General features: G+C 35.4%; 28 protein-coding genes and 2 rRNA genes. 25 read left to right on the top strand and 5 right to left on the bottom strand.

From position 1 onward, the window contains the following. The 3 genes from ACTNEP_RS07150 to ACTNEP_RS07140 all read left to right on the top strand — a co-directional run. Positions 1–110: ribosomal RNA gene (locus ACTNEP_RS07150) — 23S ribosomal RNA — on the top strand; the annotation flags it as partial. 147 nt (positions 111–257) lie between these two features. Next, positions 258–374 (top strand): 5S ribosomal RNA (gene rrf / locus ACTNEP_RS07145). Positions 375–533: 159 nt separating this feature from the next. Beyond that, on the top strand, positions 534–992 hold the full coding sequence (locus ACTNEP_RS07140; protein ID WP_441161099.1) for an ASCH domain-containing protein: 459 nt from the start codon (positions 534–536) through the stop codon (positions 990–992). 64 nt (positions 993–1,056) lie between these two features. Here the strand turns inward: ACTNEP_RS07140 and ACTNEP_RS07135 are convergent, their stop codons facing one another. Then, positions 1,057–2,313, bottom strand: a complete 1,257-nt coding sequence (locus tag ACTNEP_RS07135; protein ID WP_441161098.1) for an NAD(P)/FAD-dependent oxidoreductase — start codon at positions 2,311–2,313, stop codon at positions 1,057–1,059. Between the two features lie 154 nt (positions 2,314–2,467). Between ACTNEP_RS07135 and ACTNEP_RS07130 the strand changes: the two genes are divergently transcribed. Together ACTNEP_RS07130 and ACTNEP_RS07125 are read left to right on the top strand one after the other, a co-directional pair. Continuing rightward, positions 2,468–4,090: a putative polysaccharide biosynthesis protein gene (locus tag ACTNEP_RS07130; protein WP_441161097.1), complete on the top strand. Its 1,623-nt coding sequence runs from the start codon at positions 2,468–2,470 to the stop codon at positions 4,088–4,090. 16 nt (positions 4,091–4,106) lie between these two features. Further along, positions 4,107–4,808 (top strand): pseudouridine synthase, encoded by a 702-nt coding sequence (locus tag ACTNEP_RS07125; RefSeq protein WP_441161120.1) that lies wholly within the window; start codon positions 4,107–4,109, stop codon positions 4,806–4,808. Positions 4,809–4,860: 52 nt separating this feature from the next. Here the strand turns inward: ACTNEP_RS07125 and ACTNEP_RS07120 are convergent, their stop codons facing one another. Further along, on the bottom strand, positions 4,861–5,079 hold the full coding sequence (locus ACTNEP_RS07120) for an HTH domain-containing protein (protein ID WP_441161096.1): 219 nt from the start codon (positions 5,077–5,079) through the stop codon (positions 4,861–4,863). 141 nt (positions 5,080–5,220) lie between these two features. On the opposite strand from ACTNEP_RS07120, the gene ACTNEP_RS07115 reads away from it, so the two are divergent. The 4 genes from ACTNEP_RS07115 (at position 5,221) to ACTNEP_RS07100 (ending at position 8,658) form a co-directional block, all read left to right on the top strand. After that, positions 5,221–6,234, top strand: a complete 1,014-nt coding sequence (locus tag ACTNEP_RS07115) for an ion channel (protein ID WP_441161095.1) — start codon at positions 5,221–5,223, stop codon at positions 6,232–6,234. Between the two features lie 4 nt (positions 6,235–6,238). After that, positions 6,239–6,790 (top strand): RNA 2',3'-cyclic phosphodiesterase, encoded by a 552-nt coding sequence (thpR, locus tag ACTNEP_RS07110; RefSeq protein WP_441161094.1) that lies wholly within the window; start codon positions 6,239–6,241, stop codon positions 6,788–6,790. Positions 6,791–6,799: 9 nt separating this feature from the next. Beyond that, a complete protein-coding gene (locus ACTNEP_RS07105) occupies positions 6,800–7,711 on the top strand; it encodes an NERD domain-containing protein (RefSeq protein WP_441161093.1) in 912 nt (303 codons plus the stop codon). Between the two features lie 143 nt (positions 7,712–7,854). Continuing rightward, entirely contained in the window at positions 7,855–8,658 is an 804-nt protein-coding gene (locus tag ACTNEP_RS07100) for a phosphotransferase (RefSeq protein ID WP_441161119.1), read from the top strand. Here ACTNEP_RS07100 and ACTNEP_RS07095 read toward each other — a convergent pair. After that, the gene (locus ACTNEP_RS07095; protein WP_441161092.1) at positions 8,639–8,923 is read right to left on the bottom strand and encodes a YtzH-like family protein; all 285 of its coding nucleotides are present in this window, start codon (positions 8,921–8,923) and stop codon (positions 8,639–8,641) included. The two genes, ACTNEP_RS07100 and ACTNEP_RS07095, sit on opposite strands and share 20 nt — an antisense overlap. A 169-nt stretch (positions 8,924–9,092) precedes the next feature. Here ACTNEP_RS07095 and trmB point away from each other — a divergent pair, with 169 nt between their 5' ends. Beyond that, complete coding sequence (gene trmB / locus ACTNEP_RS07090; protein ID WP_441161090.1) at positions 9,093–9,737, top strand: tRNA (guanosine(46)-N7)-methyltransferase TrmB; 645 nt, start codon at positions 9,093–9,095, stop codon at positions 9,735–9,737. Between the two features lie 149 nt (positions 9,738–9,886). On the opposite strand, the gene ACTNEP_RS07085 is transcribed toward trmB, so the two are convergent. After that, on the bottom strand, positions 9,887–10,228 hold the full coding sequence (locus ACTNEP_RS07085; RefSeq protein WP_441161088.1) for a PepSY domain-containing protein: 342 nt from the start codon (positions 10,226–10,228) through the stop codon (positions 9,887–9,889). Positions 10,229–10,408: 180 nt separating this feature from the next. On the opposite strand from ACTNEP_RS07085, the gene ACTNEP_RS07080 reads away from it, so the two are divergent. The 11 genes from ACTNEP_RS07080 to ytxJ all read left to right on the top strand — a co-directional run bounded on the left by ACTNEP_RS07080 (position 10,409) and on the right by ytxJ (position 20,303). Beyond that, positions 10,409–11,476: a M42 family metallopeptidase gene (locus ACTNEP_RS07080; RefSeq protein WP_441161087.1), complete on the top strand. Its 1,068-nt coding sequence runs from the start codon at positions 10,409–10,411 to the stop codon at positions 11,474–11,476. Between the two features lie 14 nt (positions 11,477–11,490). Continuing rightward, complete coding sequence (locus ACTNEP_RS07075; protein ID WP_441161086.1) at positions 11,491–12,000, top strand: DUF84 family protein; 510 nt, start codon at positions 11,491–11,493, stop codon at positions 11,998–12,000. Positions 12,001–12,088: 88 nt separating this feature from the next. Next, positions 12,089–12,619: a hypothetical protein gene (locus ACTNEP_RS07070; protein WP_441161085.1), complete on the top strand. Its 531-nt coding sequence runs from the start codon at positions 12,089–12,091 to the stop codon at positions 12,617–12,619. Between the two features lies 1 nt (position 12,620). Continuing rightward, positions 12,621–12,935 (top strand): thioredoxin family protein, encoded by a 315-nt coding sequence (locus ACTNEP_RS07065; protein WP_441161084.1) that lies wholly within the window; start codon positions 12,621–12,623, stop codon positions 12,933–12,935. Positions 12,936–13,227: 292 nt separating this feature from the next. Then, positions 13,228–14,031 (top strand): DUF1444 domain-containing protein, encoded by an 804-nt coding sequence (locus ACTNEP_RS07060; protein ID WP_441161082.1) that lies wholly within the window; start codon positions 13,228–13,230, stop codon positions 14,029–14,031. 17 nt (positions 14,032–14,048) lie between these two features. Next, a complete protein-coding gene (gene ytpR / locus ACTNEP_RS07055; protein ID WP_441161080.1) occupies positions 14,049–14,651 on the top strand; it encodes a YtpR family tRNA-binding protein in 603 nt (200 codons plus the stop codon). 268 nt (positions 14,652–14,919) lie between these two features. Beyond that, entirely contained in the window at positions 14,920–17,076 is a 2,157-nt protein-coding gene (locus tag ACTNEP_RS07050; protein WP_441161079.1) for a DNA translocase FtsK, read from the top strand. A gap of 231 nt (positions 17,077–17,307) precedes the next feature. After that, positions 17,308–18,603, top strand: coding sequence for a UDP-N-acetylmuramate--L-alanine ligase (gene murC / locus ACTNEP_RS07045; protein WP_441161078.1), 1,296 nt, complete (start codon positions 17,308–17,310; stop codon positions 18,601–18,603). A 431-nt stretch (positions 18,604–19,034) separates the two neighbouring features. Then, entirely contained in the window at positions 19,035–19,442 is a 408-nt protein-coding gene (locus tag ACTNEP_RS07040; protein WP_441161076.1) for a DUF948 domain-containing protein, read from the top strand. A 24-nt stretch (positions 19,443–19,466) separates the two neighbouring features. Further along, the gene (locus ACTNEP_RS07035) at positions 19,467–19,901 is read left to right on the top strand and encodes a YtxH domain-containing protein (protein ID WP_441161075.1); all 435 of its coding nucleotides are present in this window, start codon (positions 19,467–19,469) and stop codon (positions 19,899–19,901) included. Positions 19,902–19,979: 78 nt separating this feature from the next. Continuing rightward, the gene (gene ytxJ / locus ACTNEP_RS07030; RefSeq protein WP_441161073.1) at positions 19,980–20,303 is read left to right on the top strand and encodes a bacillithiol system redox-active protein YtxJ; all 324 of its coding nucleotides are present in this window, start codon (positions 19,980–19,982) and stop codon (positions 20,301–20,303) included. 16 nt (positions 20,304–20,319) lie between these two features. Here the strand turns inward: ytxJ and ACTNEP_RS07025 are convergent, their stop codons facing one another. Continuing rightward, positions 20,320–22,458, bottom strand: coding sequence for a cell division protein FtsA (locus tag ACTNEP_RS07025; protein ID WP_441161072.1), 2,139 nt, complete (start codon positions 22,456–22,458; stop codon positions 20,320–20,322). A gap of 159 nt (positions 22,459–22,617) precedes the next feature. Here ACTNEP_RS07025 and ACTNEP_RS07020 point away from each other — a divergent pair, with 159 nt between their 5' ends. The 4 genes from ACTNEP_RS07020 to motS all read left to right on the top strand — a co-directional run bounded on the left by ACTNEP_RS07020 (position 22,618) and on the right by motS (position 26,728). Then, the gene (locus tag ACTNEP_RS07020) at positions 22,618–23,682 is read left to right on the top strand and encodes a bifunctional 3-deoxy-7-phosphoheptulonate synthase/chorismate mutase (RefSeq protein ID WP_441161071.1); all 1,065 of its coding nucleotides are present in this window, start codon (positions 22,618–22,620) and stop codon (positions 23,680–23,682) included. A gap of 356 nt (positions 23,683–24,038) precedes the next feature. Next, the gene (ccpA, locus tag ACTNEP_RS07015) at positions 24,039–25,034 is read left to right on the top strand and encodes a catabolite control protein A (RefSeq protein WP_441161069.1); all 996 of its coding nucleotides are present in this window, start codon (positions 24,039–24,041) and stop codon (positions 25,032–25,034) included. An 85-nt stretch (positions 25,035–25,119) separates the two neighbouring features. Further along, positions 25,120–25,944 (top strand): flagellar motor protein MotP, encoded by an 825-nt coding sequence (motP, locus tag ACTNEP_RS07010; RefSeq protein WP_441161068.1) that lies wholly within the window; start codon positions 25,120–25,122, stop codon positions 25,942–25,944. Further along, complete coding sequence (gene motS, locus ACTNEP_RS07005) at positions 25,934–26,728, top strand: flagellar motor protein MotS (RefSeq protein WP_441161067.1); 795 nt, start codon at positions 25,934–25,936, stop codon at positions 26,726–26,728. Before motP ends, motS begins: the two co-directional genes overlap by 11 nt. The last annotated feature ends 119 nt before the right edge of the window (positions 26,729–26,847 follow it).

Raw genomic sequence — 26,847 nt, 5'->3', positions numbered from 1 at the left:
TCTATTCGATAGAGTAAGATCCCTCAGAGACGATGAGGTAGATAGGTTCGAGGTGGAAGCATGGTGACATGTGCAGCTGACGAATACTAATCGATCGAGGACTTAACTATAATATAAAGTGAAAGCGACTGGTCATTTTGTTTGAGCTTGTTGATGACTCTTATCTAGTTTTTAGGGTACATCCCAAATAAATAGGAAGATCTATTAAACCCGTTCACGTCCTGTGAACAACATTAGATCGACCAACATCTTGTTAGTCTGGTGGCGATAGCGGAGAGGTCACACCTGTTCCCATGCCGAACACAGTAGTTAAGCTCTCCAGCGCCCATGGTAGTTGGGGCTCGCGCCCCTGCGAGAGTAGGACGTTGCCAGGCAATTGATAAACTTCTTAGTCATAGGACTAGGAAGTTTTTTTATTATCTAGCTAAATAAACTCATTAAATGTATAATAACGAGGGATAGCTGTATTTGCCAGCGTACTAGTACATTTTCTTCACTATCATATCGATTCTACATGAAAAAGGAGAAGTTATATGTCAAACAGAGAAATAGAGGAATACTGGCAAGCGTTTAAAAAGGTCACAATGAATGCACCTGATACATACGACACTTGGCCATTTGGTGCAACCCAGCAACAGGCAGATGACCTTGCTCAGTTAGTTTTAAAAGGAAAAAAGACAGCTACATCATCCGCATACAAAATATATCAAGATGAGAACGAGGCACTACCCTATGTTGGACTTTATAATATAATCTTAAATGGTAATAACTTACCTGTGGCCATTCTTAAAACCATTGAAGTAACAATAGTCCCGTTTAACGAGGTAACGGAAGAACATGCTTTTTTAGAAGGAGAAGGTGATCGAAGTTTATCCTATTGGCGAGAAGTGCATCAGGATTTTTTTGAAATGGAGTTAAAAACAATCAATCAATCCTTTAATGAGAACATATTAGTTGTTTGTGAACGTTTTGAGTTAGTGCATCCTAAGTAGTTGGAATAAATCCAGGCTTTATGTCTAATGTGTTACCTGGATTTATTTCTACTTTTTATTATGATCAACTTAAGCTTTCCCAGGCGGCGTTCATCCCTGCTACTCTTCCAGTAACCATTGCAGATGTAATATTATAGCCACCTGTATATCCATGGATATCTAACACTTCCCCACAAAAGTATAGTCCATGCATTAATTTAGATTGCATCGTACTAGGGACTATCTCTTTAATAGACACACCCCCTCCAGTAACAAATGCTTTCTTTAAAGGAAGGCTGTCATGTACTTGAAAAGAAAACCCTTTAAGATCATTTACAAATTTTTCTAGTTTTTCCCGGGAAATATTGGCACTTTTAATCGTTTGTGAGATACCGTTTCGTTCTAGTAAAAAATCCAAGTATCTTTCAGGCACTAACCCTTTAACAACATTTTTAAAGGTTCTTTTTGAATTTTCATCTGTTATTGTTAAAATATCATCAAGTAATTCCTGTAAAGGTTTGTCTGGAAGAGTGTCTATTTGTACTTCCACTTGCTTTTGACCTTTCATCAATAGCTTAACAATGTATTGTGAGGATCTTAACACCGCTGGCCCTGAAATACCAAAATGGGTAAATAGCATATCCATTTGATGTGTAATAACTTTCTTACCTCTTTCATCCAAAACAGATAATGCCACATCGCGCAAAGCAGTTCCTTGTAACACCTTATTACGAATAAACACTTCATTAGAAACGATCGGAACTTCTGTTGGGTATAATTCTGTGATAGTATGACCAGCTTTTTTTGCCCACGGATAAGCATCACCAGTTGATCCAGTATGAGGAACTGCCTTACCCCCTGCAGCTATGACGACAGCTTTTGTTTCAATGTTATCCTGATTCTCTATTATTATTTGATGTGTATCCTCACGATAGTCAATCGCTTTTACATTCGTGTTCTTTTTAACAATGACGTTTAATTCATCTAATCGTTTTAATAACGCATTTACAACATCACTTGCTTTATCACTGACGGGAAACATTCGGCCATGATCTTCTTCCTTTAGGGCAACACCAAGGCCTTCAAAAAAGTCAATGATGTCATAGTTATTAAACACGGAAAATGCACTGTAAAGAAAACGACCATTACCAGGTATATGTTTTATAACCTCGTCAGCGGGTAGTCGATTGGTTACATTACATCTCCCACCACCAGATATTGCTAATTTCTTTCCTAATTTATCTCCTTTATCAATTAACATCGTTTTAGCACCTTGTTCAGCTGAGGCAATTGCTGCCATCAGCCCAGCTGGTCCTCCACCAATAATTGTTACATCGATCATCTTTAACATTCTTCCTTCCGATTCGATTTTCACTGAAGTAAATTGTAACTTAGTTCGACCTGATTCACAAATTATCTGTCGAAATGCATAACATTCTGTGGATTGCTATGTTAAAATATTAACGTTAGATACTTTAATGAATAAAGGTGAAAGCATGTCTAGTTCAAATTTTTTGCGTGGAACATTATTGCTCACAGGAGCAAGTTTTTTATCTAAATTTTTAGGAATGATTTATGTTATTCCTTTCACGAACATGGTAGGCGAAACCGGAATGACTCTATATGGATATGCATATATCCCATACACCATTTTGCTAAGTATATCCACGGTAGGGGTACCTTTAGCAGTTTCCAAATTCGTAGCAAAATATAATACATTAAATGATTATTATACAAGTATGAGAATGCTGAAAATGGGCAGTTTGTTAATGTTAATAACTGGTTTTATAGCCTTTTTAATCATGTATTTTGGTGCTAATATAATTGCACATTGGACAATAGATGAAAACAGTAAAGGAATAAATGTAGATGAAGTTAAACATGTTATTCAAATGGTAAGCTTTGCTTTAATCATCATCCCTAGTATGGCGATTATGAGAGGATTTTTTCAGGGAAACCAATCGATGGGACCAACAGCAGTTTCCCAAGTAATAGAGCAAATTATTAGAATTCTGTTTTTACTTGTTTCAGTTTTTATTGTGATTGAAATAATGGATGGATCTAATCCAACAGCAATAGGTTTTGCAACCTTTTCGGCTTTTATCGGAGGATTAGCTTCTTGGTTTGTCTTAGCTTTATATTGGAGGAAAAGAAAAAAGTACTTAGATGAAGCTATCGAAAAGCAAACGAAGAAGGTGAAAATTCCTTCGTCAGAATTAATGAAAGAATTATTTCGTTATTCAGGTCCATTTGTACTTGTTGGTATAGCTATTCCATTATATCAACTAATCGATCAATTTACGTTTGATCATGCAATGAATGCAATCGGTTCTGGAGATGTTTCAGCAATTGCGTTTTCTGCTTTTAGTGTACAGGGACATAAGTTAGTTATTCTTCCCGTTACGATTGCAACAGGACTATCTCTTGCATTAATTCCAGAGATTACAACTGCCTTTAATAATAATAATATGGAAAAGCTACAAGCTCAAATTAATCAAGCTTTACAAATTATTATGTTTTTTGTTTTACCTGCAGTATTTGGATTAATTCTTTTAGCTGACCCCATTTATGGTGGTTTATTTGGTTTGGATAATATTGCGATAACAGGTGAGGTTTTTGCATGGTACGCACCTGTTGCATTAACTTTTGCTTTCTTTACAGTCACGTCATCTATTTTACAAGGGGTCGAAAAGCAAAACTTTACCTTAATTAGTCTATCTGCTGGTGTACTAACGAAAATATTATTGAATTCATTATTCATCCAAATATTCGAGGCAAAAGGGGCTATCATTGCTACTTTGATTGCTACTTTGATTGCTGTAATACTCAACTTGTGGCAAATCAAAAAAGCGATTAACTTTCATTATCGTAAATTTTATAAATTATCACTATTAATGCTTATTTTTACCAGTATAATGGTTATTGTATTGTTAGTAGTAAAATATGTATTTGGCTTGTTCCTTGATGTTCATCAAAATCGACTCCATGCTGTCGTAATGATGTTTATTGGTGTCACTGCAGGTGGTATGGTATACCTATATTTAGGTTATGCATCTACTTTGTTTGAGCGAATAACAGGAAGAAGAATACCGATAATTGATCGATTAATGAGAAGATAGAGGGGAGGAGACATACATCCGTTTAGATAAATTTATTGCTAATATGGGTTATGGAAGTCGTAAAGATGTTAAATCGTTAGTTAAGAAGAAAAGAATTACCGTTAATAATCAAATCATCACAAAGGCGGATATTCATGTTGATCCCAATCAAGATCAAGTAATGGTTGATCATATATTAATTGACTATAAAAAATACATCTATTTAATGCTTCATAAACCAGCTGGATATTTGTCAGCGACAGAAGACCAAAGACAAAAGACTGTTCTGGACTTAATAAAAAAACAGGATAAGGTGTTAGAGCCTTTTCCTGTTGGGCGTTTAGACAAAGATACAGAAGGATTATTATTATTAACGAATGATGGGCAACTTGCCCATGAACTTTTATCACCTAAAAAGCATGTAGAAAAAACGTATATTGCAAAGTTAGTGAAGGATATTTCGAATCAAGAAGTTAAGCAATTTGAACAAGGTGTGATATTGGATGATGGTTATACGACAAAGCCAGCTAGATTACGAGCGATTAAAGATAAAATGGTTGAGATCACGATCACAGAAGGGAAATTTCATCAAATTAAGCGAATGTTTAAAGCTGTTGATAATAAAGTGGTGTATTTAAAGAGATTGTCGATGGGGGGATTGTTTTTAGATGACAGCTTAAACATCGGTGAATACCGAGAGTTAACAGCAGAAGAGTTGAAACAATTGAGAAGCAAATAAAATACCAGTATTCATTTTAATACTGGTCAAGAATATATTCAATTACATTATTTTACGAAATTTTTACTTTTTTGTTTGTGATTTTCCAACGTCCCCGGTTTGGACTATTAACAAGCCCATTGTATGCTAGTAAATGTAAATCGCGTTGTACGGTCCGGTCCGTAATGCCAAACTCTTCAGCTATTTGTCTTGTGGTCACTGGCCCATTCTCTCTAATAAACAGGTAAACAGCCTTAACACGAGTTAGCATGCGGGTGGTTGATTGACTCAAAAAATCACTCCTTCAAAGTTTTCAGTTAAACCTTGTTAAAGTATATTCATGATGTACTTTTATTTTACACTTTAATCAAAAGATTTTCTAGAGAAAACTATGAATTTACAGATAATTAAAAAAAAAAGAGGTGAGCCTCCGATGTACATACTAAGGCAATTATTTAAGAAAGTTATTCATATTTCCAATTATGTGCTTTTCTTAATTAGTGCGTTATTAGTGCTTTTCTCATCTGCTATCATTGTTATATTGGAGAATGAATCCTTTCCAACATTTTTTGATGGTTTTTGGTGGGTAATGACAACTGTGACAACTGTAGGATACGGTGATCTATATCCCGAAACAGTTGGTGGCAGATGGTTAGCTTTATTTTTATATATTTTTGGCATTGGCCTTATTGGAATCGTAATTGGAAAAATAATTGATGGTCTGGCTATTTATCGGAAAAAAAGACTGGAAGGGGATATTATGTATAAAGGAAACGGGCATCATATTATTATCGGATGGTCACAGAAAGCGAAGTTTGCTATTCAGGAAATGCTGGCAACACATGAGGAGATAGAAATTATCATCATTGATCAATTAGAGAAGGCACCAATGTTAGAAAGTAATATTTTCTATATAAAAGGAAACCCGTCTGAGAAAGAGCCATTAGAAAAGGCAAATATAAAAGAAGCTAAATCCGTATTGATTTTTTCTGATGATACCATCACTGATGGTCAACTAGCCGACGGGAAAACATTATTAATAGCTTCTACGATTACAGAAATGGCACCAGAGGTCCATACAATTGTAGAGATTATGGAAGAAAACCACATTAAAAATTTCAAATATTTACAAATTGATGAATTTATTATATCAAATGAAACGATTTCATCATTATTTGTTCGATCAGCATTTCGAAATGGTATGACGAATATATTTGGTCAGTTACTAAGTAGAAATCAAGGTGACGATTTATATTACATACCAGTAAAATCATCTTGGAAAACATATAAAGATGCTTTCGATGAGTTATTGAATCAAGGTGCCACACTCGTAGCTGACCGTGATAAGCTAAATATAAATAGAAAGCTTGACCAATCTATACCAGGTGATGCTGAATTGTACGTTATTTGTGATAAATCAACTTATCAAAATCTTTTAAGAGGGTAATGAAATGGACAATACCAAAAGACACTACTTTATTGCTATTGAAATAGATTCTGAAACAAAAAAATGGTTATTTACTATTCAGCAAGCAGTAAAAGATCAATTTTATTATAAAAACTGGGTGGACCAAAATGATTTTCATATCACGTTGCATTTTTTCGGGGCCATAGAACAATCCATACTACATGATGTGGCTGATCAGCTGGAGCAATTGAAAAACCACTCATTTTCAGCAAAGATAAGTGGTTTGTCTACATTCGGTTCAGTTAGTAGGCCGCGTGTTTTATGGATGGAGGTTGAAAAGGTTCCAGAATTGCTCCAATTACATTCCGATATACAACAGATAGTAGGGGAATATGTAATGATAGACAAGCGTCCATATACGCCCCATATCACAATTGCTAAAAAATGGGCTAGCGATCAACCATTAACCAATACAGCGATATTGGAACAACCGACAGGAGAAAAAGTGCTCGACGTCAATCGAATAGTGATCTATGAAATCCACCCAGAAAAGAAGCAAAAATATCAAATCTGGCGACAGTTTGAACTGAAATGAGGTGTCAAAGTGGCTCAATTAATTAAACTGGAAAATTATATATCCCGTTATCAACGTGACATATACCACTACCCAAGTCAATTTTCGCGGTTAAAAAAAGAAAACTGGGAACGTTTAAAACATTTATGGTTAGAGCAGTTGCAGCTTAAATTAGAAGTAGAAAATGACGATGAGTTAAAAGAAACAAATTTCTCGAATTGGCGCTCTTTTTTTAGGAGACCATCTGATGAAGATGAAAAGGAAACGGAAGAAAATGATAGCTTACCTGCTTCAGAAAAAGAGTTAAAACATTATTTTCTGGATACTTTAGTTCCTTTTCAATTAAAATGGGCTTCGACAACAATTAATGAAATGTCTTTTATCAACCAGAGTTATTATCAAGATTTTTTATTAAAGTATTTCTTGCAACGAATACCTGATACCTATTTACTTATGTACTTTCCAGTATTTCAATTGAAAAACGGACCAATGGAAAGTGATATTGTCCTAATAAGTCCGTTGGAAATTGAAATTATTACATTGATTGAAAAGCCAACTAACCAGACGATTATTCCAAACGATGGAAGGTTATGGTTTGTTGAAGAAAACAATATTCAGAGCAAAATTTTAAGCCCGTTAATTAGCACGAAAAGAACAGAAACAGTCATTCAAAGTATTTTAAAAAAATATCAATTAGATTTTCCGATTAAAAAGGTTGTTTTATCTAGAACAAATCTGATGAAATATTACGCTGAACCATATCATACTAAATACATTGATCGTAACAATCATGAAGAATGGCTAAAACAGAAACAACAGTTACACACACCTTTAAAGCATCAACAGCTGAAAATAGCAGAAGCTTTATTAAAACACTGTGAATCTATTTCAGTTAAAAGACCAGAATGGGAACAAGATGAAAAGGCAGATTCTATAATTTAATGACAAAAATAGATAATATTTTTGTCGAAAATAAAATTTTCTCTTGATATTCTACCTAATTTTGCGTTAATCTAATATTACTATTCCCTTTTTTAAAGTTAAAGAGGTTAAGAGATTTTTGAGAGGAATTGAGGGTGACAGCTGTGAAACACATTCTAGGCGAAGATTGGACAATTATTCCGGCAGGTGGATCAACCGGTGCGGCCTATTATGCCCAATCTAATCAGAAAAAGTTATTTTTAAAACGAAATTCATCCCCATTTTTGGCTGTTTTATCTGCACAAGGTATTGTACCTAAACTAGTTTGGACAAAGCGCCTTGAGAACGGTGATGTAGTAACAGCACAGCAATGGCTGGATGGTAAAGCCTTAAATATTGAAGAAATGCAGCACCCAAAAGTGGCAAAATTATTAAGCAAAATTCATCATTCCTCTGAACTACTAGATATGTTGTTACGAATTGAAAAAACAACGATCATTCCAGATCAAATGTTAGTAAGAGTGAAACAATTTGTGCAAGGTAATAAATTTGCACGTCGTTCACTTACAATATATAAGGCAGTAAAATTCTTGGAAAACCGATTGTTAGATGTTTATTACGATCAGCAGGTGGTATGCCACTGTGATTTAAATCATCATAATTGGATGTTATCTAACAACGGTGAGTTATATTTGATTGATTGGGACAATGCTCGTGTTGGTGATCCGGCTATGGATATAGGTAGAATTCTTCAATCTTACATACCAAAGCAGGACTGGGAACAGTGGCTGGAACATTATGGTGTGGAAAATAGTAAATATCTAATGCGAAGAATGCATTGGTATTTGATTATTGATGAAATAATTGCTTATGTGTGGGCTGAAAACCGCCATAAGAGAAAAGAAGCCGATTCTCACTTGATTGAGTTACATCAGCTTCTTCATCAAATTAATGATTGGAATCTTTAATCACTTGTAACCATTGTTGAATATCGGATTGATGTTGATTGATATGAGCATCTAAATTGTTCGAGGTAGCACCTAATGTACCGTATTGGTCTATTACATCTACTAATTGAACTAAATCACTATTCTGTATCGATGGATGTTGTTGAAGAGACCTGATTAATCTTGATATTTGTTCACATTCTGAAGCACTACCACAGCATTCTTCGGCATGTAGACTTAAAAGATCATACAGTAAATCTAATTGGTTATTTGCATTTAATGGCATAGCTATCTCCCACCTTTATGATTAGCATGTTCTAAAAAGGAAAAATGTATACAAAGTTTAAGTAGATGGCTTTTGCTGAATTATTGGCAAAAGCCAATTTCATGTATGAATCAAAGTGACAAATGGCAAAATGAAACATAAATATTTTCGTGAAAAAGGAGCTATACGCATGAGAGCACGTCATAAACCTTGGGCAGATGATTATTTGAAAGAAAATAATGATCTTGTAAAATTAAACCCTGCAGAGTATAAAGGTAACTGGAAAAAAGCAGTAAGCAATCATAAACCTTTGTATCTTGAAATTGGTACAGGTAAAGGTCAATTCATTAAAGGAATGGCAGAGCAATACCCGAATGTCCATTTCATTGGAATAGAAGTTGTCAAGAGCATTATTGTCTCGGCAGTGGAAAAAGTTAAAAATGCCAAAACCTCAAATATTACGTTAATAAATGAAAATGCGCAAGATCTTTCCGATTTATTTGCAGATAATGAAATAGAACAGATTTATCTGAATTTTTCGGATCCGTGGCCTAAGAATAGGCATGAAAAAAGAAGGTTAACATACCGAGCATTTTTAGAACAGTATCAAAGAATTTTGAAGCCGAATGGTGAATTAATTTTAAAAACCGATAACAGGGGATTATTTGAATATTCCTTAGTAAGTTTTTCACAATTTGGATGTTTATTAGAAGAAGTAACATTAGATTTGCATGCGTTAGAAGACCCGACTAATGTGATGACAGAATATGAAGAAAAATTTTCTGCTAAAGGCCAGCCAATCTATCGATGTAGAGTAAAATTCCCAGAGAAATAAGCCTCTCTCTTTTTTACTAGTTACCTTAGCCGAAGCTTAGCTTTTACTCCTTTACCAAATGAAAAACCGAGCCTATTAGCTCGGTTTTCTTGTAGCATGAATAGTAGCTCTCTGTTTTTGGATGAGTATCTTCTCATTACTACTCGAGATCACTGAGTGGTATAATTAACTTGCTTAGGATGTTGAGGGAACAAATCGATAATAGTCCCAGTGTATGCATCCACATAAAATTCATATGGTACGTATTCACCATCGATGTGTTTGGTTATTCCACCATGATAAACCTCATATTCAAGACCATTTTTCTGTAATGGCTCTGCCTTCATATAAATCCATGAACCACTAACTTCATATTTCTTTTGAAAGATCTCTTTCACCAATTTCAACACTTTTTCTGGCTTCATACGTTGTCTTTCCGTTTGTTGCTGTCTTAAGAAATACCCGAACATAAAGGCAATCCCAGCAATAATAATTATTCTCTTCTTATTCATCCTTTCACTCCATCCATTGATAAGTTAAATGACGAAACATATATTTTCATCTTAAGGATAAAAACAGAAAAAATGCAAGTAAAAAGCTACGTAAAATGGTAAGATTGTATATAGAAGAAATATACTTTTCTCATAATATTAAAAAATGATATATTGTAATGAAAGAAAGGATGATAACAAATGAATCAAGAAACGCTTGCGCTTTTTCAAACGTTAACAGAGCTACCAGGTGCTCCTGGTAATGAACATGCAGTTAGAAAATTTATGAAACAAGAATTAACGAAGTATGCGGATGACATCATTCAAGACAAACTTGGAGGTGTTTTTGGCGTAAAAAAAGGTCAAGGTCCAAGAGTTCTTGTTGCAGGACATATGGATGAAGTAGCTTTTATGGTGACCCAGATTACTGATAACGGTATGATTCGTTTTCAACCATTAGGTGGCTGGTGGTCACAAGTATTATTATCTCAACGAGTCGAAATACATACAGAAGAGAAAAGTATCATTGGAGTTGTTGGCTCGATTCCTCCACATAATTTGACACAGGCTGAAAGATCTAAACCTATGGAGCAGAAGAACATGCTTATCGATATAGGTGCAGACAATAAAGAAGACGCCGAGAAGATGGGTGTAAAACCTGGTCAATCGATTATTCCCGTATCAGAATTTACCCCTATGGCCAACGAAAAGAAAATATTGGCAAAAGCATGGGATAATCGTTATGGCTGTGGCTTAGCTATCGAATTGTTAAAGGAATTGAAAGATGAGACCGTTCCTAACGAACTTTATTCAGGTGCGACAGTTCAGGAAGAAGTCGGACTTCGTGGAGCAAAGGTAGCAGCAAATATGATTAAACCCGATATCTTTTATGCATTAGATGCTTCTCCAGCAAATGATATGTCTGGTGATGATCAAGCATTTGGACAGCTTGGTAAAGGTGCGTTACTCAGAATCTTTGACCGCTCCATGATTACACATCATGGTGTAAGAGACTTTGTACTAGATACCGCAGAGAGTAATAATATCCCATATCAATATTTTATTTCTCAAGGTGGTACAGACGCAGGAAGTGTTCATTTATCTAATCAGGGTGTTCCATCAGCAGTTATCGGCATTTGCTCACGATATATTCATACACATGCCTCTATTATTCATGTAGATGATTATCATGCAGCCAAAGAATTGTTAATTAAGCTAGTGAAACATACAGATACAAATACAGTAGAGGTAATCCGCAAGAATGGCTAAGGAGACACCATGAAATGAAGATTGTAGTAGGTTCTTACAACAAAGCAAAGAGAAAAGCAGTACAGTGTATTTTTCCTGAAGCAACTATCATTAGTGCAGACGTCGATTCACAGGTGGATGCACAGCCAAAATCAGATAAAGAGACAATGCAAGGGGCAATAAACCGTGCAAAGGCAAGTAAACAAATAGAGGATAATAGCTATGGTATTGGTCTTGAAGGTGGAATCATGCAAATAGATAATCAAGTATACTTGTGTAATTGGGGTGCCCTTGTTACACCGATAGATCAGCTGTATGTTGCCAGCGGTGCCAGGATACCTCTTCCACTAGAAGTTGCTCAACCTCTATTAAAGGGAAAGGAACTGGGGGATGTAATGAGAGAATGGACACATATCCATGATATTCGTCATCACCAGGGTGCTATTGGAATATTTACTGATTCTTTTGTTTCACGTGAGGATATGTTCACTCATATTGTACAACTTCTAGCAGGACAAGAGAAATATTACTGTAAAGGAAAATAAATGGAAGGAATTTTCTCTTGTGAAAATTATAAAAAATAGTATCATTAGTAGAAGGGGGAATTAGGAATAAAATAGCTGGAGGATTCATATGAAAATGGAGAAAACAGGTTTGTTTGTTGTTTTCTTATTAATAGTATTTTTAATAGGAATGAGTATTTGGACAAGCAGACCTACTGAGGAAGTCTTATCTGAAGCAATCGAAGTAGCAGAGCATCGCTTTCAAGCAGATGCAAAAGCACAGAATCACCAAGTGGGAAACCTTTCCTTATATTTACCAGAGAATTTTGAAATAGAAGAAAAAACAGTAAATAATGTCTTACTGACAAAAGATGAACAAACATATATTTTATTTTATAATGTTTTAGAGTCGCAAAAAAGCAATTTAAATTATGAAGCCGCAAAGGAAGGAAATGATCATGAATGGTTGGTTTCCTTTGAAAATCAAGATCGTTTTGGTTATATTAGTATAATCGATGTGGATGAAGAATTTGAATTGCAATTAGGCGTCGGTGGTGTGAAAGTTCCTACAATCAGTTCTAGAGATGAACTTGTACAAGATGTAACAGATATGATGGATATTGCCAATTCAATTACCTATGAAGAATCAGGAGGGTCATAATATGAGAACATTACAATCTGAACAGGAATTTGACCAACTTAAAAATGAACAAAAAGTAATCTTTCTATTTTCAGCAGATTGGTGTCCAGACTGTCGTGTTATTGAGCCAGTTTTACCAGAAGTAGAAGAAAAGTATCCTGAATATTTATTTGTACTTGTTGATAGAGACCAGTTTATTGATATATGTGTAAACAACGATATTTTTGGTATTCCAAGCTTCTTAGCTTATGACCATGGGAGCGAGCTCGGACGGTTTGTAAGTAAAGATAGGAAAACACAAGAGGAAATCGAAAAATTTATTGAAAACCTAGCATAAATCAAGTAAAAAGAATCTATCCTAAGGTAGATTCTTTTTGCTTGATATAGAGAGGAAATGTGCAAAAGCAGAGTGCTGCTAGTTGGTCTATCATAATACACTCCTTTCTTTCGTGACAAAGGTCCAACGTCCTTGATCCTCTTGTTCGTTATAGGGAGCTTATTATTCTAGGGGCCAAACTTGGAATGAGTGAAAGACGTTATAAAAGGGATAAACTAGCTATTTTTCATTTACTTGAAAAAGTGTTACAATACGAATTAGTGTTTTCTTCCGCAAAAGGAGGATGAAGAGAATGAAGATGACTTCTATTAAGATGAAAAGCAAATTAGATGCATTATTCAAAAATGCCGATTGGCGTGTCTCCTATAATAGGGATAAAGACCTTTATCGTGTTGAATGGAAAGATACCAAACAAGGTGTTTCGATCAACATTGCCAATGTTATTGCAAAATATGAACGAAGAGGCGAAGTGGCATTGGAAGAATTACAATTTCATGTAGGCGAATCGTTAAAAATGATGCATGAAGACCACCAGTTAGAAGGACAAGAAAAGCACATTTATCCAGTGATTCGTGCTACCTCTTTTCCAAAGAAAACAAAAGCAGGTACACCACTTGTATACACAGAGCATACTGCAGAGACGAATATTTATTATGCGTTAGATTTAGGAACGACTTATCAGCTTATTGATGAAAAGATGTTAGAAGAGCAAGGCTGGTCATTCGAAAGGCTAAAAGAAATTTCTCTATTTAACATTCGTTCTTTATCTGTTTCACCGAAAAAAGATACTGTAGCAGGTAATGACTTTTATTTTATTGCGACACAAGATGGTTATGATGCTAGCCGCATACTGAATGAGGCATTTTTAGAAGAAATGAAAGCTAATGCACTTGGGGAGGTAGTGGTAGCTGTACCACATCAAGATGTATTGATTGTAGCAGATGTTAAAAATGAAACAGGATATGATATCATTGCACAAATGACTATGAAGTTTTTTGCTGAAGGACGAGTACCAATTACGTCACTACCATTCATTTATGAAGATAAGCATTTAGAACCGGTGTTTATCTTAGCTAAAAATAAACCAAAAGAATAAGAGAGGAATAAGAAAAGATGTTTGTTTACTATAACCAAAAAGGAATTGGAGATGTTTTGTTATTTCCAATAAAAAATAGTGAAAAAGTTTCGTATGAATCTTTTGGGAATGTTGTGAGGATTTCGGATGAAAACACAAAAGAAGTTGTGGGCTACAATATCTTCCATGCATCACAATATTTTACAGAATTGCAAGATGGGAAAATAAAATTAACGGAAGATATGCTAGCTGAAATAAAAAAAGCATTTGAACAGAATAAGCTTTCTGATCCATTAGATCTAGATGTTACACCTAAATTTGTTGTCGGTTATGTGAGTGAAATCCAGCCACATGAAAATGCTGACAAATTACGAGTTTGTCAAGTAGATGTTGGAACAGGTGAGCAACTGCAAATAGTTTGTGGTGCACCGAATGTTGACCAAGGACAAAAAGTTGTCGTAGCGAAAGTAGGTGCGATTATGCCGAGCGGAATGGAAATTAAACCTACCAAATTACGAGGTGTGGATTCTTTTGGCATGATTTGTTCACAGAAAGAACTAGGTCTTCCTAACGCACCTAAAGAAAAAGGAATCTATGTTTTACCTGCAGATAAAGAAGTAGGTAGTGAGTTTCAATTTTAGAACCTTTGTCTTCGGACAAGGGTTTTTTATACGTTTTTCAGTTGTTTTTCAGAAAATATAACTATTCCAAGAAACCTTTTCATGATAAAATAAGGGAAGAGTTCTCGATTGTATAATCGTACATAGTGAGACTTCCCGTAATGGGGGTCTGAGGTTATCGAAACTTATCAGGATGTTAGTGTCCGGTTTTTGATTTACTTAAATCTTGAAGTAGGGTTTTACGGGCGGTTAGCAACGTGATAAATTAGGAAGAGAGCGTGAACGTACGATGTGGAAAAATATTAAAAAAAGATGGGAACATTTATTTGAAGAAGAGAGCGATTCAGAAATAACGATTGGTAAAAAAACATTACAACATAAATCCTTGGAAACGAAAATGGCATATCGCTATCCGAAAAGTAATACGACAGACACGATCATCAAAAGAAAGGCTGTACATAAAGAAAACCATGTAGTAGATGAAAGCCAACAAAAAGAGGACTCATCATATGAGCGTAAGCAAGAGCCCTTTAAAGCACATGATGTACCATCGCCAGTACATGGTTTCCGAAAACGTTCCAAACCAGTAATGGCAGAGAAACGGTTAGATAATAATTTTAAATCGACATCTAAAGAGAGAGAGCTTGCTTTGAAGGATGAATCAAAGCAACATCTTCATCTAGACCAGAGTGCTACCACTCCTATTCCTTCAGAGGTATTGGAAGAAAAAAGTGAGCAGAAAATAGGAAGTAAAGCACCATCATCTGTTATCGATCAGAAAAAAGACAACACAAGCAATAATAATAGCCTTTCACCTGTTACAAAAGAGAAGCAACACTCTGAGAAAGTAAGTAACCCAGTAGATATATCGAAAGTTATGGAAAATAGGAAGAAGGTTAATAACGAGCGTAAAGCCAATGTCAAGCCTCTGAATGTAATGATGACACCTCGTGATAAATGGAAAAACTATAAAAAAAAGATCAAGTCAGTCACAGATAAGCAAGAAAAGCAAGAGGTGAAACCACAACAAGCCCAAATTCAGAGGTCAGTGCCCATTCACTTGCTTAATGATGTGGAACAAACCGAACAGAACGTTGAAAACTGGATAAATGAACAAGCAGAAACATTACAAACAACTTTACGTTACTTTAATATAAAAGCTAAGCTTGTTGATAAGACACAAGGCCCTTCAGTAACGCGGTTTGAAATTCAACCGGAACCAGGTGTTAAAGTAAGTAAGATTAAAAATTTAAGTGACGATATAAAGTTAAATTTGGCTGCAAAAGATATTAGGATTGAAGCACCGATACCGGGAAAAAACACAATTGGTATCGAGGTGCCGAACTTGAATCCGGAGCCTGTCTTTTTGCAAAAAATGATCGAGAGTAATGCCTTTCAAAACAATCCATCACCTTTAACTGTTGCACTTGGTTCGGATATTGAAGGGCAATCAGTTGTAACGGATTTGAAGAAAATGCCACATGGACTAATTGCTGGAGCTACCGGTTCTGGAAAAAGTGTTTGTATCAATACAATTTTACTTAGCTTACTATATAAAGCAAATCATGAAGAAGTGAAATTTCTATTAATTGACCCGAAAATGGTTGAGCTAACGCCTTATAATAATATCCCTCACCTAGTAGCACCTGTTATTACCGATGTTAAAGCAGCAACCTCATCCTTGAAATGGGCTGTTCAAGAAATGGAGGACAGGTATGCCAAGTTTGTTGAAGAAGGAGCAAGGGATATCAGTCGATATAATGAAAAAATGAAACAACAAAACCGCCCAGAGGCGCATATGCCCTACATTGTAATTGTGATTGATGAGCTAGCAGATTTAATGATGACCTCTCCACAGGATGTAGAAGATGCGATCTGCAGAATTGCCCAAAAAGCAAGAGCATGCGGTATTCACTTACTAATAGCTACACAAAGGCCATCTGTAGATGTTATTACAGGCTTAATAAAAGCAAATATCCCTACTAGAATAGCATTTAGTGTATCATCTCAAGTAGACTCTAGAACGATCTTAGATACGAATGGTGCAGAAAAATTATTAGGTAAAGGGGATATGCTTTTTGTGGAGAATGGCTCGGGAGAAACAAAAAGAATACAAGGTGCTTTTGTGTCTGATGATGAAATTGAGCGTATTACAAATTACGTCAAGCAGATCGCGAGCCCAACCTACTTGTTTGAACAAGAACAATTAATCCAACAAGTTTCTGCCAGTGAAGATACGGACGCACTTTATGAGGAAGCAGTTGAATTTGTCCTTGATTATAATGGTGCTAGTGCATCTTTACTCCAGCGTCGCTTTAAGATTGGATATAATCGTGCAGCTCGGTTAATCGATATGATGGAGGACAATGGTATCATTTCCGGACAGAATGGAAGTAAACAACGCGAGGTCCTAGTCTCCAGTCATGATGTGATAAACAAAAATTAGGGGTAATATCTTTCTATAAGCTCCACAAAAGAATACAAAAGCTATAATAACATTCTATAATGGTGGCGTATATAATAGCATAAATACACATTATAAAATGAGAGGACTTGACACAAATAAAGATTTATTAGAAGATTATTTTCTGTGTTCTATAATTATTAATAAAAATTAGAAAAATAAGTATGATGAGACAAGTTAATTTTTATCATTAGATTTTGGAGGTTCTTTTTTATGAAAATTTACCATTTTATTGGTATTAAAGGGACGGGGATGAGTGCCTTAGCTCAAATCCTGGCCGACTCTGGAGAGCAAGTACAGGGTTCTGATATTGAAAAATATATCTTTACACAGGATGCTTTAGAAGATAAAAATATCCCTGTTTTACCGTTTTCTCAGGAGAATATTAAAGACGGATTGACGATCATTGCAGGCAACGCTTTTAAAGAAGATCATGTCGAAATTAAAAAGGCTAAAGAGTTGGGGCTCCCATTCTATCGCTATCACGAGTTCTTAGGTGAGTGGATTAACCAATATACTAGTATTGCAGTAACTGGTGCACATGGTAAAACATCTACGACCGGCTTGCTCGCTCATGTTCTGGATAAAGCCTGTCCGATTTCCTATTTGATTGGTGATGGTACTGGTAAGGGAGCAGAAGACAGCGAGTATTTTGTATTTGAGGCTTGTGAATATCGACGTCATTTTTTAGCATATAAACCAGATTATGCGATCATGACTAATATTGATTTTGACCATCCTGATTATTTTAAAGATATCGATGATGTCTTTGAATCATTTCAGCAAATGGCTGATAATGTCAAGAAAGGTATTGTTGCTTGTGGGGATGATGAGTATTTACAGGCAATTCAAGCCAAAGTACCTGTTCTATATTATGGGTTAAACGATAGTAATGATTTTTATGCTAAAAATATTCAAGTCGATGAAAATGGTACCACTTTTGATGTATTTGTGCGTAATAACTATTATGATACATTTCAAATAAGATCGTATGGTGACCATAATATATTAAATGCATTATCTGTTATTACCATTTGTCATTATGAAGATTTTACCGCCTCTCAAATAAAAGAGATTGTATCATTTAAAGGGGTAAAAAGAAGGTTTTCTGAGAAAAAAATCAACAATCAAGTATTAATAGATGATTATGCCCATCATCCGAAAGAAGTAGAGGCTACGATTGAAGCGGCTCGAAAGAAATATCCTAACAAAGAAATTGTTGCGATATTTCAGCCTCATACCTATACCAGAACGAGCACATTTTTGAACGAATTTAGTGAAGCATTGTTACAAGCGGATACTGTATACTTGTGTGATATCTTTGGATCGGCAAGAGAGTCTGAAGCAAACTTATCGATTGAAGATTTACAACAGTTAATTCAACATAGTGAGTTACTTGAGTTAAATAATATTCATGTATTAGAGCAGCACCAAAATAGTGTATTAGTCTTTATGGGTGCTGGGGATATTCAAAAATATCAAGAAGCATATGAAAATAATATTAAATAAGAAGGATCCTGACCACTTTTTGTATATTTTGTTAAAATGTGTAAAAAAGAAGGAAGTTTCCTTCTTTTTACATCACACTTAACGTCAAACTGTGAAGTTGGTTTGCCTTGCTGAAAATAAACTCCTTTCCGTCCAGTGAACATGTGAGCTATTCAATGCCATGCTTGTAGTAAACATAGCATAGTATCTTATCGCAATGTAGGCAGCCTTTATCTTTAATCAAATTAAAAGAGCGCAAATTATCGATTTCTTAGATGTATCGGCATTCAGACTGGAGTGATTTCATGCGATTGTTTGTGCTTGACTTTTCTGAATATTCCCTATCCTTTTCACGTGCAATTTGCAAATATCTTGTTTAGAATAGCTAATAAAGGGTATACCATAATTATCAGGTTGATTTTGTAATACATAACAAAGGAGTGTAGACTCGGATGGAAATTCTCTTATACCTCGCAGCAATCATTGCAGCAGTTGCTTTTGCCATTTTAGTTATATACTTAGTAAAAGTCTTAAAAGAAACAAGACGCACTATGTCACATGTGGCAGATACTCTTGAAGGTTTAGAAAAACAAATGGAGGGTATTACAGTAGAAACAACTGCTTTACTAAATAAGACAAATAAATTAGCTGAGGATATTAACGAAAAGACAACAAAGTTAAACACATTAGTTGATGGAGTAAAGAATATTGGAGATAGTGTAAAAGACTTTACTCAATCCATCCGTAACGTATCACGATCAGTTAATCGGATTGCCGATGAAAACAAAGAAACAACTGCTGAGGCTATTAAGTGGAGTACAGTTGTAGTGGAATTGTTTAAAAGAAATAGAAATAAATAAAAAAACTAGTAGGAGGAATGAGAAATGACGAATCAAAAACAAAATCAGAATGAAGAAGGCCAGAATATTAACAGTAAGGACTTCTTAATAGGTTCATTAATAGGTGGAATTGTTGGCGCTTCATTGGCTTTAATTTTCGCCCCGAAATCTGGCAAGGAACTAAGAAGTGATTTGAACCAAGGGGCACATTATGTTAAAGACCGAGCAAACGAATGGAAAGATGTAGCCTATGAAAAAGGCAGTGACTGGAGCAATTATGCAAAAGAACAATCGCAACAACTAGGACAAGCTGTTTCAGAAAAGTCACAAGATCTAACGAACAAATTAAAAGAAACAAGTGCTACCATTCAAGAAAAAATATCAAAAGATGAAGATCCTGAGAAAGCAGCGGAAGAAGTAGCCCAAGCTATTGAAGAAGCAGCAAAGGCTGTTGAAGAAGAAAATAACACAAATGCGTAATTTCATGCTAAAAGACCCGTTTCTAATGATGGAAACGGGTTAGTTATTGATAATAATCTGTAAGGAAGTGTTGATAGAATGCAAATAAAAGATATTGAATTAATAGAAGAGTTTCAAAGCATTTTGGCAAATAACGATAAATTTGTGTTGCTAAAGAATAGCTTAACATGTCCAATTAGTATGTCAGCCAATCAAGAATTTGAAAGGTTTAGTGAGCAGGCAGACTTTCCTCTATTTCGATTACATGTACAAGAGGCAAGAGAGCTTTCAAATTACATTGCTAAATTATTTCAGATTAAACATGAATCACCGCAAGTGATAAAAGTAGTAAATGGAAAACCAACATGGGATACTAGCCACTCGAATATAACTAAAAATAAATTAGCGAGTAATTGCTTATAAGAGAGACTCGTCGTAATCAAATATGGCGATTCTCAATAGATATTTCAATTTGGTCATTTGGCTGTAATTCCTCAAAGAAGGTTGCAGGTTGACCATTTCTCATTAGTTCCACCTTACCTTTGGCTTGTGATAAGTCTAGTGATATAAAACGAAAAATATCCTGGAAAATAAATGGCTCCGATTTTTGCCTAATGATCTGAAGTTTATCCTGGTCGTGTATGAAGTCTTCCAAAGAAAGTACTGCCCCATTGCGATATACTTTAACAAGTTCTTTTGAGAGCGTTAGTTGTTTTTTATTATAGATAATCGTCATTTCCTTTTGGTAGCTAATCTCTAATTTCTTCAGAAGTTCTTTTAAGCTAGGTATATCAGCTGTATATGTTTCAAGTTTATCACCATTTTTCAGAAGATTATCTAGCCTAGCTGGTTGACCATTGTGTAGTAATGTTCTACTGTAATCCTCTAACACCTTTTTGTTATCATCAATCCATATCGTATAGCGAGCATTTACCTGTTCGGAAATCTGATACTGCTGTAAGAAGTCTTTTATCATAATTTGCTGACTATACTCAATCTTATCTCCATCCTGTAGTAGATAACTAGCATTCACCAGGTGATTGTTTACTATTATTTTTGGTTCTATTTGATAGGCTTTCTGATTATAATAGACGGTAATTTCAGGAGTATCTCCAATAAATTCCTTCAGACTCATTGCTGCGGCCGCCCCATCTTGTCCTTTCTCTATGATTAATACGTCTCCATTATGAACAATATCGTCTACATGTGATTCCTTATCATTCAATAAAATGGTTGGAGAAGAACCAAATTGACCTGGTAGCGTCACCTGCTTTCCATTGTATTCAATCATTGCTGCCATTCCTGGTTTACCATATAGTTTCTTAATATTTACTCCTGCTGCAAGCAGACAATCTGCAACTGTTAAATCTTTCATTTCAAATAGCCGAACCACTTGCTCATTAACCGTAACACTTATATAATGTACGGGATTTTGTTTGGCAGCGATGGCAATACCGATAGGGGTTATAAACTCAGGACCGATTGGTAAGTCTTCATCTTTGGCTAATAATGGGATGGCATCAACACCTCTGATTGCTACTCGGTTTATCGGTAGTTTTAGCTTAAGTGCAAGGCGTTTGGCTAGTTCAGGTGTTTGACTACCTCCTCCAACTAGCATGATAGCTTTAGGTGCCTTCCCGTTCAGTGCTATTATTTCTGCTGATATAGAACTAGCGAGATTTTCTACTGCAGGAGAAATATGTTCGATCAATTCCTCATAGCTTACTTCTTGTTCAAATCCAAGAATATCCGATACAGTTGCTTTTTTATGTATGGTGATTTCTTTTTTGAAATCTTCCGCCTGATTAAAATCTAATAAATAATGATCGCTAATGGCTTCTGTTATTTCGTCACCAGCTCTTGGTACCATACCGTAAGCTGTAACTGTACCTTCAGATGTCAGTGCAATGTCACTTGTACCTGCACCAATATCAACTAACGCCACATTTAAGCGTCTCATGGATGGTGGTATTAGCACATGAATAGCAGCTATTGGTTCTAATGTTAATGCTTCTAATTGCAAATCTGATCGGTTTAAGGCGGATAATAACGATTCTACGACCACTTTAGGTAAAAATGTTGCAATAATTTCTACTGTAGCTTTCTCGCCCTGCTGATCAATTAGTGAACCAATTTCTTCTCCATCCAAAGAATAATGAATGACAGAATAACCAACACAATAATAGTGGTGACTGGCATCTTCCTCTACGTTTGCCAATTCATATTGAGCCTTTTGGACAGCTTCTAATTCTAAGAATAGAATGTCTTCTTCATTCATTAAAGGCTGTTTTGTAATGTCTTTCGTTGTTTGCACCCGTTTAGTTTTTAATGCTCGTCCGGCAGCAGCTACACAAACCTTCTCCAATACGGTATTATGCTTTTGTTCTAAGTGAATTTTAACTTGTTGTATTACATTAGAGACAGAGACAATATCATGAATTTGCCCGTCTAACATGGAACGCTCATCATGCTCTACTACATGATAGTCAATCAAATGATATTGCTCCTCTCTCTTCTCCATTAAAAGTCCTACGACAGATCTAGTGCCAATATCTAGTGCGAACATTTGCTCATTCATAACTGTTTTTTCCTTTCTATTGTGAAAAAATTATAAATAATCAATAAAATATTGTTTCAACTGATGACAAGTCGCTATTTTTTAGCTATAATTATCCGTAATTCTATAGAAAGTATAACATTTTTTCAGGAATTTAAAATAGGAGTAGGGGGATTTGTAATGAGTAATGAACAATTGGATCAGCTTCGTGAAAAGCTTGACCAGATTAATTTAGAGATTTTAGAATTAATTAATAAACGTGCAGAATTGGTAAAAGAAACAGGTCAAGTAAAGGAAAAACAAGGTGCTAATCGTAGCTATGATCCAGTTCGTGAACGTGATATGTTAAATTTAATTACAAAACATAATAATGGTCCATTTGAAAATTCTACGATTGTTCACTTATTCAAAGAAATTTTTAAGGCGGGTCTTGAATTACAAGAAGATGACCATAGTAAAGCACTACTAGTATCTCGCAAGAAAAAACCTGAGGATACAGTAATTGATATAAATGGCGATAAATTTGGTGATGGCAACCAACACTTTATTTTTGGTCCTTGTGCGGTGGAAAGCTATGAACAAGTAGCAGAAGTTGCTGCTGCTATTAAGAAGGAAGGCTTGAAATTAATTCGTGGTGGTGCGTTTAAACCGAGAACATCACCTTATGATTTCCAAGGCCTAGGCTTTGAAGGCCTTGAAATTTTGAAAAAAGTTTCCGATGAGTACGGATTAGCAGTTGTCAGTGAAATTGTCAATCCTGCACATATTGAAGATGCAGTCAATTATATTGATGTGATTCAAATAGGTGCCCGTAATATGCAGAATTTTGAATTATTAAAAGCAGCTGGTGAAACGAATAAGCCTGTACTGCTAAAACGTGGTATGTCTGCTACTATTTCTGATTTTATCAATGCAGCTGAATACATTAATTCCAAAGGTAATGGTCAAATTATTCTATGTGAACGAGGAATAAGAACATACGAAAAAGCAACTCGTAACACATTGGATATCACTGCAGTGCCAATCTTAAAACAAGAAACACACTTACCAGTTATGGTGGATGTGACGCATTCAACTGGTAGAAGGGATTTATTATTACCAGCAGCAAAAGCAGCATTAGCGATCGGTGCAGATGGTGTCATGGCAGAAGTTCACCCAGACCCAGCAGTAGCACTTTCAGATGCAGCGCAACAAATGGACATCCCAACCTTCCATAACTTTATGAATGAATTATTAAATAGTTAACATAAAGCTCCTGTTTTTTTGACAGGAGCTTTTATGTGTAGAAGTGATAGAAAGACGTTGCTTAAAAGCAGGCGGTATCTGCCTGCTTTTTTCTAATATAATAAAAAAGAGGGTTTCGATTTATATCTAGCTAATTCCTAATATTGTAGTATTTATTAGGCTTTTTGGTGGATAAACAGGTGCAAAAATGAAAAATTTTCATAAATTGATTGTTTTGATGTTAATTTTTGTGCAAAATTTGTTATAATATGAATGATATACATAAATAATGTAGATATCGGCTAATTTTTGCGATAATACTCTTATAGCGTATGATAAGAGAAATATACCGTTAGTAAATATTGGAGGTTATAATAATGAACGTAACAATTTATGACGTTGCAAGAGAAGCGAACGTCTCTATGGCCACAGTATCACGTGTGGTAAATGGAAATCCGAACGTGAAGCCAGCAACAAGGAAGAAAGTGCTAAATACAATCGAGAGGTTAGGCTATCGTCCTAACGCAGTTGCTCGTGGTCTGGCAAGTAAAAAGACGACGACAGTTGGGGTTATTATCCCAGATATATCAAGTATCTTCTTTTCTGAATTAGCAAGAGGTATTGATGATATTGCTACAATGTATAAGTATAATATTATTTTAAGTAACTCTGACCAAAATAAAGAAAAGGAGTTACGCTTGATTAATACGATGTTCGAAAAGCAAGTAGATGGATTGATTTATATGGGTGCTACTATTAGTGAAGAACATGTGCAACAATTAAAAACATCACCTGTACCTGTTGCACTTGCAGCTACTATTGATTCGAGCGAAACAATTCCATCAGTGAACATTAATTACGAGCAAGCTGCATATGAAGCAACTTCTCTTTTAATTGAGAATGGAACAAAACACCCAATCTTCGTTACCGGGGCAGAGGATTCTGCGGTTAATGAGAAAAAATACGCAGGCTATGTAAAAGCCATCAAAGAAGCAAATAAAGAGCTAAATGAAGAGTACATTATAAAAGCAGATTTTTCTTATGAATCAGGAATTGAAGCTGCGAAGCAAATTATTAATATCAAAGATTATCCAAAAGCAATTTTCGTAGCTACTGATGAAATGGCATTGGGTGTCATTCATGGTCTCCAGGATAATGGCGTAAGTGTTCCTGAAGATGTTGAAATTGTCGGATTCGATAATACACGACTAGCAAGAATGATCCGACCAACACTTTCAACTGTTGTCCAACCTATGTATGACATTGGTGCAGTAGCAATGCGATTATTGACGAAGTTTATGAATAAAGAAAATGTAGAAGAACAAAATGTCGTATTGCCACATCAAATTGTCAAAAGAAACTCAACAAAGTAAAATAAATGTCGATAATAAAACTAGGGTGTCTACTTACATCCTAGTTTTATTAATTTTGAGAGTTTTTACTGGGGAGAGAATACATATGAATAAAAGAGATTTATTGACTCCAATTGGGATTACCGTCGGCTTTATCATGATTATATTTGGGATAGTTAGTGCTGGTGGTACGGGAGGATTTGTTGCATTTATCCAAGTATCCTCTATATTTATAGTACTTGGGGGATTAGCAGCAGCATTACTCGTTAATTTTAATGTGGAACAAATGAAAACCACAAAGCATGTTATCCAAGAGGCATTCAAGCGAAATGACCATAATTTACCAGAGCTTATCGAATTATTTGAACGTTTGTCAGAAAGAGCTAGAAGAGAAGGCTTATTGGCTTTGGAAAATGAATTAGAGGATGTAGATGACCCATACATAAGAAAAGGTATCTTACTAGCAATTGATGGGATTGAACCCGAGGTAATTAATGATATTATGAATGCGGAAATAGACGCAATGGATGATCGCCATTACCGTGGCAGGATAATCATTGAAAAAGCGGGAGAGTATGCGCCAGCTTGGGGGATGGTTGGTACATTAATTGGATTAATTCTCATGTTGCAAAATTTAGATGATCCCACCACACTCGGACCAAGTATGGCAGTGGCATTATTAACTACTTTCTACGGGTCAGTTTTGGCAAACCTAGTATTTACCCCTATGGCTGGTAAGTTAGAAACGAAAACAAATGAAGAGATCTTTATTAAACAAATTATTATTGAAGGTGTAATTGGTGTACAATCTGGGCAAAATCCGAGAATTTTAAAAGAAAAACTTAGTGCATTTTTATCGAATAAAGAAAAGAATAAAAAAGTAGAGGAAGAAGAGGAGAATATTACGGAGGAATCTCTTAATGAAGCGTAGGAGCAGACGTTTGGAGCAAAAAGGTGCACCAAAATGGATGGTTACATACTCGGATTTAGTAACATTGATTTTAGTATTTTTTGTTTTGTTATTTTCCATGTCTCAAATTGATGCAGAGAAATTCAAGGCCATTGCAGAGGCTTTTCGAAGTGAGACTATTTTTGAAGCAATGCCTTCTATCATACAAGAACAATATCCAACTGAGAATGTAGAAGTGTTAAAAGAAGAAGAAAATGACGACAAATCTGAGGATGCAACGCCTATTGATGATCAGGAGGGACAGGCTGAATCAGAAGCAACTACAGTGGAAGGTACGCCAGATCAAGATGAACTGGATCTACTGCTAGCAGAAGTAGAAAATTATTTAAATGAAAATGATTTGAATGAGGTAATTTCCGCTACTAGAACTATTCAAGGAGTAGTGCTCGTTTTACAGGAAAGTGTACTATTTGAAACAGGAGAAGCAGAAATTCTTGACCCGGCTAAACCATTTTTGAATAAAGTTAGTACACTATTAACAAATATTCCAAACGAAGTACGTGTAGAAGGACATACAGATAACCGTCCTATTTCTAGTTACCGGTATCCATCTAATTGGGAATTATCTGGTGCCAGAGCAAGTAGTGTCATTAGGTTTTTACTAGAATCCAATGATTTTAATAAGTCTCGTTTTATTGCAGCTGGATTTGGTGATACAAGGCCAGTAGCGTCAAATGATAGTGCAGAAGGATGGAGTGCCAATCGAAGGGTAGAAATTGTTATTTTAGATTCTACAGAAGAGTAAAGAGGTTGAGACAAAAGAAAGTGTTTAGTATAGAAGCCGGACAATAGGCTAATAGCGCGTAGGAAATATACGTAGACTCCTGTGGGAAAGCGCAGTGCGAAAAGACCCCGCAGTAAAAG

The sequence above is a fragment of the Gracilibacillus sp. HCP3S3_G5_2 genome, assembly GCF_052063305.1.
GTDB lineage: Bacteria > Bacillota > Bacilli > Bacillales > Amphibacillaceae > Gracilibacillus.
This window is presented reverse-complemented; position numbering and strand designations above follow the sequence as displayed.

Coding starts and splice junctions, on each gene's coding strand:
- motP (WP_441161068.1), top strand. CDS start 25,120: ATGAATAAAAGAGATTTATTGACTCCAATTGGGATTACCGTCGGCTTT.
- murC (WP_441161078.1), top strand. CDS start 17,308: ATGAAAATTTACCATTTTATTGGTATTAAAGGGACGGGGATGAGTGCC.
- ACTNEP_RS07140 (WP_441161099.1), top strand. CDS start 534: ATGTCAAACAGAGAAATAGAGGAATACTGGCAAGCGTTTAAAAAGGTC.
- ACTNEP_RS07095 (WP_441161092.1), bottom strand. CDS start 8,923: ATGCCATTAAATGCAAATAACCAATTAGATTTACTGTATGATCTTTTA.
- ACTNEP_RS07060 (WP_441161082.1), top strand. CDS start 13,228: ATGAAGATGACTTCTATTAAGATGAAAAGCAAATTAGATGCATTATTC.
- ACTNEP_RS07065 (WP_441161084.1), top strand. CDS start 12,621: ATGAGAACATTACAATCTGAACAGGAATTTGACCAACTTAAAAATGAA.
- ACTNEP_RS07035 (WP_441161075.1), top strand. CDS start 19,467: ATGACGAATCAAAAACAAAATCAGAATGAAGAAGGCCAGAATATTAAC.
- trmB (WP_441161090.1), top strand. CDS start 9,093: ATGAGAGCACGTCATAAACCTTGGGCAGATGATTATTTGAAAGAAAAT.
- ytpR (WP_441161080.1), top strand. CDS start 14,049: ATGTTTGTTTACTATAACCAAAAAGGAATTGGAGATGTTTTGTTATTT.
- ACTNEP_RS07115 (WP_441161095.1), top strand. CDS start 5,221: ATGTACATACTAAGGCAATTATTTAAGAAAGTTATTCATATTTCCAAT.
- ACTNEP_RS07135 (WP_441161098.1), bottom strand. CDS start 2,313: ATGATCGATGTAACAATTATTGGTGGAGGACCAGCTGGGCTGATGGCA.
- motS (WP_441161067.1), top strand. CDS start 25,934: ATGAAGCGTAGGAGCAGACGTTTGGAGCAAAAAGGTGCACCAAAATGG.
- ACTNEP_RS07075 (WP_441161086.1), top strand. CDS start 11,491: ATGAAGATTGTAGTAGGTTCTTACAACAAAGCAAAGAGAAAAGCAGTA.
- ACTNEP_RS07040 (WP_441161076.1), top strand. CDS start 19,035: ATGGAAATTCTCTTATACCTCGCAGCAATCATTGCAGCAGTTGCTTTT.
- ACTNEP_RS07085 (WP_441161088.1), bottom strand. CDS start 10,228: ATGAATAAGAAGAGAATAATTATTATTGCTGGGATTGCCTTTATGTTC.
- ytxJ (WP_441161073.1), top strand. CDS start 19,980: ATGCAAATAAAAGATATTGAATTAATAGAAGAGTTTCAAAGCATTTTG.
- ACTNEP_RS07025 (WP_441161072.1), bottom strand. CDS start 22,458: ATGAATGAGCAAATGTTCGCACTAGATATTGGCACTAGATCTGTCGTA.
- ACTNEP_RS07080 (WP_441161087.1), top strand. CDS start 10,409: ATGAATCAAGAAACGCTTGCGCTTTTTCAAACGTTAACAGAGCTACCA.
- thpR (WP_441161094.1), top strand. CDS start 6,239: ATGGACAATACCAAAAGACACTACTTTATTGCTATTGAAATAGATTCT.
- ACTNEP_RS07050 (WP_441161079.1), top strand. CDS start 14,920: ATGTGGAAAAATATTAAAAAAAGATGGGAACATTTATTTGAAGAAGAG.
- ACTNEP_RS07070 (WP_441161085.1), top strand. CDS start 12,089: ATGAAAATGGAGAAAACAGGTTTGTTTGTTGTTTTCTTATTAATAGTA.
- ACTNEP_RS07130 (WP_441161097.1), top strand. CDS start 2,468: ATGTCTAGTTCAAATTTTTTGCGTGGAACATTATTGCTCACAGGAGCA.
- ACTNEP_RS07020 (WP_441161071.1), top strand. CDS start 22,618: ATGAGTAATGAACAATTGGATCAGCTTCGTGAAAAGCTTGACCAGATT.
- ccpA (WP_441161069.1), top strand. CDS start 24,039: ATGAACGTAACAATTTATGACGTTGCAAGAGAAGCGAACGTCTCTATG.